Genomic DNA, 7,333 nt, shown 5'->3' on the forward strand with positions numbered 1-7,333 from the left:
TAAACCTCCCGATGTGCGGACGGCGGCGTCGTCGAGGTTCCGCACGTCCGCGTCCCCCGGGCGGGTGGGGTCGGGGGGGGGGGGGGGGGGGGCGGGGGGGGGGGGCCGCCCCCCCCCCCCCCACGCCGTGTCCGACGGCTGTGGGGCTACTGCCCGAGCGTGCCGCCGTACAGCTTCGCCCCCGTCAGGCCCAGCTTGCCCGGGGTGACGGAGACCTGCGGCACGGTCGCGCGGTCCTTCGGGGTGCCGTACCAGACGCCGCCGGTGGAGGCGTCTTCGCCGGGCGCGCCGACCGCCGAGTCGGGGTACGTGTCGCCGTTGTAGTCGTCCACGGCGACCGCCGCGCCGAAGCGGTCGCCCGCCTCGGCCGTGCCGGGGACACCCTCGGAGTTCTGGCTGTGCGCGGTGCCGTAGAACTCCTTGCCCGTGCCGGTGGACTCCAGGATCCAGTACGTGCCGGCCTTCTTGGCGCCGCCGACTGCCTCGTCGCTCGCGCCGGCGATCAGCTCGTCGCCGTCCTCCCGGTCGAGGTCGCCCACGGCGAGCTTCGCGCCGAAGTTGTCCTCGGCCTCGGCGGCACCGCCGACGCGGGGCGTGTCCTGGGTCGTGCAGCCGACGCCGCCGCCCAGGGTCGTGCCGGACTTGCCGTACACCGTCGCGATCGCGCCGCCCAGGCGGTCCTTGCAGAGGCCGTAGTCGCCCTCCTCGGACTCGGGGTGGCGCTGGGCCTGGCCGAGGGCGAGGTCGGTGGTGCCGTCGCCGTCGAAGTCACCGGCGGCGAGGGAGTTCGCGAGGTCGCTGGTGGACCACTTGGTCTTCCACTCGCCCGCCGCCTGGCTGTACACGCGGGTGCCCGCGATCTCCATGCCGCCGTACGACACCGCGAGGTCGTCGCGGCCGTCGGCGTCGAAGTCGCCGGTCGTCACCGCGCGCGGGCCGCTGAAGTGCCAGCTGTCGATCTTCGTCAGGGCGGCGGAGGAGCCCGCGGTGAACGGGCCGCGGCGCAGCATCAGCGCGCGGCTCTCGTCGCTCGCCGTGCTGAGCGCGATGTCCTTGTGGCCGTCGCCGTCGTAGTCGCCGACGGTGATCAGGCCGCCCGCGCGCTGGTCGGCGTACTCGCCGTTGACGGCGGTGAAACCGCCCTTGATGCCGGTCTTCGAACCCCACAGGACGGTGATGTTGCCCGCGTCGGAGTTCTGGATGCCCGCGGCGCCGCCGTTGGACACGTCCTCGCCGGGCGTGCCGACGACGATGTCCGTGATGCCGTCACGGTTCACGTCGGCGGGCGTCACCGCGTACCCGAAGCCGTCGTCCTTCTCCACGGTGCCGGGCACTCCGGTGGTGCCCTGGCTGACCGTCGTGGAGCCGTGCTTGCCGAGGCCGTTCTTGCCGCCCCAGACGATGTTGACGTAGCCCGCCTTGGCCTTGCCGCCGACGGTCGCGTCGGGCACGCCGACCGCCAGGTCCCCGAAGCCGTCGCCGTTGAAGTCCGACTTCGGCTTCACCGACGGCTCGGCCGCCGCGGCGGGCGTCGCGGACAGGCCCGCGACGCCGAGCACGGTCGCCGCGCACAGCACGGCGGCCGAGAGAGTCTTCTTACGCACAGTGTCTCCAGCTGACAGACGAGATGACGAGATAGAGAGATCGAGAGAGAGGAGAGAAGAGGGACGGGGGTCAGCGCAGGGTGTCGCCGAAGTGCCGGCCGGGGCCGCCGATCCCGAAGTCCGAGCCGTTGAACGACGCGGCGCCCGTCGTCGTGAGACCCGTCGCCGTACCGCGCAGGGACCACACCGCGCCGGCGTCCTTCGTGGCGCCGATGTCCTCGCCGCGCGCGCCGATCGCCAGGTCCGCCTTGCCGTTCTTGTTGATGTCCTTGATACGGAGGGACGAGCCGAAGTGGTCGTCGGCCTCGGCGACTCCGGGGACGCCCGGCGTGTTCTGGTGCCAGGCGCGGCCGTCGGCGAAGGCGCGGCCCGTGCTCGGGAGCAGGACGACGCTGCCCGTGCCCGGCGTGCCGACGACGTTCTCGCCGGGCACGCCCACGGCCACGTCGGCCTTGCCGTCGCCGGTGACGTCGCCGACGCTCAGCGCCGCGCCGAAGCGGTCGTCCCGCTCGGCGGCGCCCGGCACGCGCGGGCTGTCCTGGTCGTACACCACCGGAGCGCTGAACTTGTGGTCGCCGCCGTACCGGACGGCGATCGAACCGCCGGGGCGCTCGGTGGCGTTGCCCGTGACGAGGTCCGTGTAGCCGTCGCCGTTCAGGTCGCCCACGGCGGCCGTGTCCCGCGTGACCGTCGTCTCGTCGTCCGCGCCGAGGTCGATGGCGCCGTAGCCGTAGTCGCCCGCGCCGCCGTTCGTGTACGCGGTGTACGGGCTGCCGTCCGCGCGCTCGCCGTACACGACGAAGCTCGAACCGCCGTCCTTGAACAGGAAGGTGCCGGTCTCCATGCCGTCGAGGCGTACGCCGTCGGGCAGGAAGTCGACTTCGAGGCCGAACGCGTGGCCGGTGGGCCTGCCGTTGGCGAAGTAGTACCAGTTGTCGCTGCTGATCACGGCGAGTTGGGGGGCTCCGTCGCCGTCGAGGTCCGTGAAGGCGGTGTCCTCGCCGTAGCGGCCCGTGGCGTTCTCCGGCGCGTAGCCGACGATGCCGCCGGACTTGAAGCCGTTCCTGCCGCCCCAGATGACGGTGACGGTGCCGCTCGGCTTGCCCGTGACGCGCTCGCCGGGCGCGCCGACGATCAGGTCGGCGTACCCGTCGCGGTTGACGTCCCCGCTGGTGACGCTCTCGCCGAACTCGTCCTCCGCCTCGGTGACTCCGGGCACTCCGGCCGTGCTCTGCGTGACCGTCGCCGACCGCGACTCGTCGATGCCGGCGGCCGAACCGTACGTCACCGTCACCGCGTTGGCGCCGGGCGTGCCGATCGCCAGGTCGCGGTAGCCGTCGCCGTTGAAGTCGTCGTCGAGGACGGCGCGGGGTGCGGCCGTCGCGGTGGCCGAGAACGGGAGGGTGAGGCCGGTGGCGGCCAGCGCGGCGACTGTCGTCGCGACGGCCAGGTGTCTTACACGCACGAGGGCTCCCGGAAGGTGGGTGGGGCTTCCGGGGGTGTGACTCGGGAGGTGAACGAAAGGTTGTGCGGGGGTGTCCTCGCGGGGGGCGCCCCAATCCCACCCCTTCACCGAAACCATGGGGCTCCGCCCCCTGGACCCCCGTTCATCGGCGCTCCGCGCCTCGTCCTCAAACGCCGGACGGGCTGGATCTTCCGGCAGGATTCAGCCCCTCCGGCGTTACCCGAACCCCACCGTCGAGAAGGAGAGTCCGGGCTTGCGCTCCACCAGGGCTTCGCCCTTCAACCCCCGGTAGACCTCCACCACGTCCCGCCCCCGCCCCAGATCCGTCCGTACCACCACATCCGCCCGCCGGTCACCGTCGAGATCGGCGACCCCGACGACCCGGACCCGACCCCGCGCCGCAGGCACAAGCGTCGCCGCGGCGTTCCGCGCGACCCCGGACGCGCGCCCCCGATACACCCACACCTCACCCCCGACGCCACCCCCGCTCACGACGAGTTCGCTCAGCCCGTCCCCGTCGAGGTCACCCGTGGCGACGACCGCCCCCTTGACGTCGAGGGAGCCACGCCGGGCGCCGACCCCCGTCACGTCGTAGCGCAGGGCGACACCCCGCGCCCCGGGCACGACCGCGTCCACCCCCGCGCCGGCCCCGCCGAACCTCCCGAAGGCGATCCCCGTACCCGTAGGGAACAGCACCCCCGTCCGGGTGGGCCCCTTCGGCCCGCCGAGGACCAGGCTGCTCTCGGCCGTGCCGGCGGACTCGCGGACGACCAGGTCGTCGTAGCCGTCCCGGTTCACGTCCACCGCCGGACCCGCGGCGAGGTCGTTGCCGGGCGCGGTGATCGGCTTGCCCGCGCCGCGCGGCGCCCCCTTCCGCGTGAACGGGCCGCGCAGGAACGTCAGATGGGCCCCGCTCGCGTGCAGGACCAGGTCCCGCGCCCCGTCCCCGTCGAAGTCCCCGCACACCGGCTGGTCCGGCCAGTCGTTGCCGAGCCGCGCCCGCGCGGGCACCTGGAGCTTGACGGCCTTGCCGGTCAGGCCCTTCGGGGAGCCGAAGAGGAGCTGGAGCGGCACGGGCGGCTGCCCCTGTCCGTCGTACGGCGGATCCGTCGACACGACCAGATCCGTGAACCCGTCGCCGTCCAGGTCGCAGGACGCCTCGGACTCGAACGCGGCGGGCAGCTCGCCCTGCGTGCGGGCCCCGTTGGCACGTGCGCTCAGCACCTGCCGCGTACCGGGGACGAGTCCGTGCCCGCTGCCGTACACGATCCCGACGCCGGGGTCGTCGCCCTGCCCGCGGTGCGCGAGGTCGTCGAGGACGAGGTCACGGGCGCCGTCGCCGTTGAAGTCGTCCGGCACCTTGCTGCCCTTGCCGTGGGGGACCGGCTTGAGGGGGGCGCCCTTGACCGCGAGGCCGTCGTCCTTGGGGCGCGCGTGGGACTCGCCGTCGCCGCCGCAGCCCGCGAGGACCAGGCCGCAGATCGCCGTGGCGGCCAGCAGACGTATACCGGATCTCCTCAAGCCCACCCACCCCTTGAGCCAACGCAGTCGTCATGAGCACCACAGGTTTACACGGGAGGGCGCGAACGACGAGGGGCCGGTCCCGCCCAGTGGCGGAACCGGCCCCGTATGCCCGTCTCGTACCGCTGCCTCGCAGCCCTACTTCACCGGCTCGGGCTCCGGCTCGCTCTCCTTCTCGGCCTCGCCCGCGGGGTCGACGGGCGTCTTGACCGAGTCGAGGAGCAGCTGCGCCACGTCCACGACCTGGAGCGACTCCTTCGCCTGGCCGTCGTTCTTCTTGCCGTTCACGGAGTCCGTGAGCATCACGAGGCAGAACGGGCAGGCGGTCGACACGATGTCGGGGTTGAGGCTGAGGGCCTCGTCCACGCGCTCCGTGTTGATGCGCTTGCCGATCCGCTCCTCCATCCACATGCGCGCACCACCGGCGCCGCAGCAGAAGCCGCGCTCCTTGTGGCGGTGCATCTCCTGCTGGCGCAGGCCGGGCACCTTGTCCATGATCTCGCGCGGCGGCGTGTAGATCTTGTTGTGGCGGCCCAGGTAGCAGGGGTCGTGGTACGTGATCAGGCCCTCGACCGGCGTGACGGGGATGAGCTTGCCCTCGTCGATGAGGTGCTGGAGCAGCTGGGTGTGGTGGATGACTTCGTAGTCGCCGCCGAGCTGCGGGTACTCGTTGCCGAGGGTGTTGAGGCAGTGCGGGCAGGTCGCGACGATCTTCTTGGCCGACTTGGGCTTCTTCGTCGACTCGTCCTCGTCGTCCTCGCCGAACGCCATGTTCAGGGAGGCGACGTTCTCGGCGCCCAGCTGCTGGAACAGCGGCTCGTTGCCGAGGCGGCGGGCCGAGTCACCGGTGCACTTCTCGTCGCCGCCCATGATCGCGAACTTGACGCCCGCCATGTGCAGAAGCTCCGCGAAGGCCTTGGTGGTCTTCTTGGCCCGGTCCTCCAGGGCGCCCGCGCAGCCGACCCAGTAGAGGTACTCGACCTCCGTCAGATCCTCGATGTCCTTGCCGACGACCGGCACCTCGAAGTCGACTTCCTTCGTCCACTCCAGGCGCTGCTTCTTGGCGAGGCCCCAGGGGTTGCCCTTCTTCTCCAGGTTCTTGAGCATCGTGCCCGCCTCGGACGGGAACGCGGACTCGATCATCACCTGGTAGCGGCGCATGTCGACGATGTGGTCGATGTGCTCGATGTCGACGGGGCACTGCTCGACGCAGGCGCCGCAGGTGGTGCAGGACCACAGGACGTCGGGGTCGATGACCCCGTTCTCCTCCAGCGTGCCGATCAGCGGCCGCTCGGCCTCGGCGAGGGCGGCGGCGGGGACGTCCTTGAGCTGCTCGGCGGTCGCCTTCTCCTCGCCCTCCATGGACTTGCCGCCACCGGCGAGCAGGTACGGGGCCTTGGCGTGCGCGTGGTCGCGCAGCGACATGATGAGCAGCTTCGGCGAGAGCGGCTTGCCGGTGTTCCAGGCGGGGCACTGCGACTGGCAGCGGCCGCACTCGGTGCAGGTGGAGAAGTCGAGCAGGCCCTTCCAGGAGAACTGCTCGACCTGGCTGACGCCGAATTCGGTGTCCTCGTCCGGGTCCTCCCAGTCGATCTCCTTGCCGCCGGAGGTCATGGGGAGCAGGGCGCCGAGCGCGGTGCCGCCGTCGGCGTTCCGCTTGAACCAGATGTTCGGGAAGCCGAGGAAGCGGTGCCAGGCGACGCCCATGTCGGTCTTGAGGGAGACCGTGATCATCCAGATGAAGGAGGTCGCGACCTTCAGGCCCGCGAAGAAGTACGTGAGGTTCTGGAGGGTGGAGACGTCCATCCCCCGGAACGCCGAGACCAGCGGGTACGAGAGGAAGAACGCGGCCTCGTAGCTGTCCACGTGGTGCTGGGCGCCCTCCAGGGCGTGCAGCGTGAAGATGCAGACGCCGACGATGAGGATGACGCTCTCGATGAAGTACGCCTGACCGGTGTTGGACCCCGCGAAGCGGGACTTGCGGCCGGGCCGGCCGGGCCGGTTCAGCTGCCGGATGACGATCAGGGTCAGGATGCCGAGCACGGTCATCGTGCCGAGGAACTCGACGAAGACGTTGTACGGCGCCCAGTCGCCGATGATCGGCAGCACCCAGTCGGCCTGGAAGAGCTGGCCGATGGCGTTGACGATCGTCAGGAGCAGCGAGAAGAAGCCCACCGCCACGAACCAGTGCGCGACGCCGACGATGCCCCAGCGGTTCATCCGGGTGTGGCCGAGGAACTCCCTGGCCACCGTGATGGTGCGCAGTACCGGGTCGTTCGACCGGGATCCGGCCGGGATGGGTCGGCCGAGCATCATGAAGCGGATGATCTGCAGGATGGCACGGCCGAACAGCGCGACGCCGACTGCGATGAGGACCAGCGACACGATGATCGCGGCGAGTTGCATTTCGGGCTCCTCGGGCCTGCGGGTGGGCTTTTTCAGCTATTACTAAGCGGTAACTTATGCAGTCCGTCTGAGCGTACCCATGTATGTGGCGGCACTGTAGCCATGGTGACGGTGATCTGCGTCGCCTTCCCCTGGCGGGGGCGCCTTGTGCAGTGTCCCGCATGGGGCTGCGCCCCTTTCCCCCCTTGTCGGCGCTCCGCGCCTCGCCCTCAAACGCCGGGCGGGCTATCACCCCACCCGCCCGCCCTTCCCTGGGGGCTCCGCCCCCAGACCCCCTTCTCTCCGCGCTGCGCGCTCGTCCTCAAACGCCGGACGGGCTAAAAGCCCCCACCCGCCC

At 71.2% G+C, this 7,333-nt stretch carries 4 protein-coding genes; all 4 read right to left on the minus strand.

The annotated features are described in order from the left end of the window. Nucleotides 1–146 precede the first annotated feature (146 nt). Nucleotides 147–1,604, minus strand: coding sequence for an FG-GAP-like repeat-containing protein (locus ACFWZ5_RS43450; RefSeq protein WP_384806614.1), 1,458 nt, complete (start codon nt 1,602–1,604; stop codon nt 147–149). 70 nt (nt 1,605–1,674) lie between these two features. Beyond that, nucleotides 1,675–3,069: an FG-GAP repeat protein gene (locus ACFWZ5_RS43455; protein WP_384806616.1), complete on the minus strand. Its 1,395-nt coding sequence runs from the start codon at nt 3,067–3,069 to the stop codon at nt 1,675–1,677. A 216-nt stretch (nt 3,070–3,285) separates the two neighbouring features. Next, the gene (locus ACFWZ5_RS43460) at nt 3,286–4,596 is read right to left on the minus strand and encodes an FG-GAP repeat domain-containing protein (protein WP_384806360.1); all 1,311 of its coding nucleotides are present in this window, start codon (nt 4,594–4,596) and stop codon (nt 3,286–3,288) included. Nucleotides 4,597–4,728: 132 nt separating this feature from the next. Then, nucleotides 4,729–6,996, minus strand: a complete 2,268-nt coding sequence (locus ACFWZ5_RS43465) for a (Fe-S)-binding protein (protein WP_384806358.1) — start codon at nt 6,994–6,996, stop codon at nt 4,729–4,731. Nucleotides 6,997–7,333 lie beyond the last annotated feature (337 nt).

Source organism: Streptomyces sp. NPDC059003 (assembly GCF_042740445.1).
Taxonomy (GTDB): Bacteria; Actinomycetota; Actinomycetes; order Streptomycetales; family Streptomycetaceae; genus Streptomyces.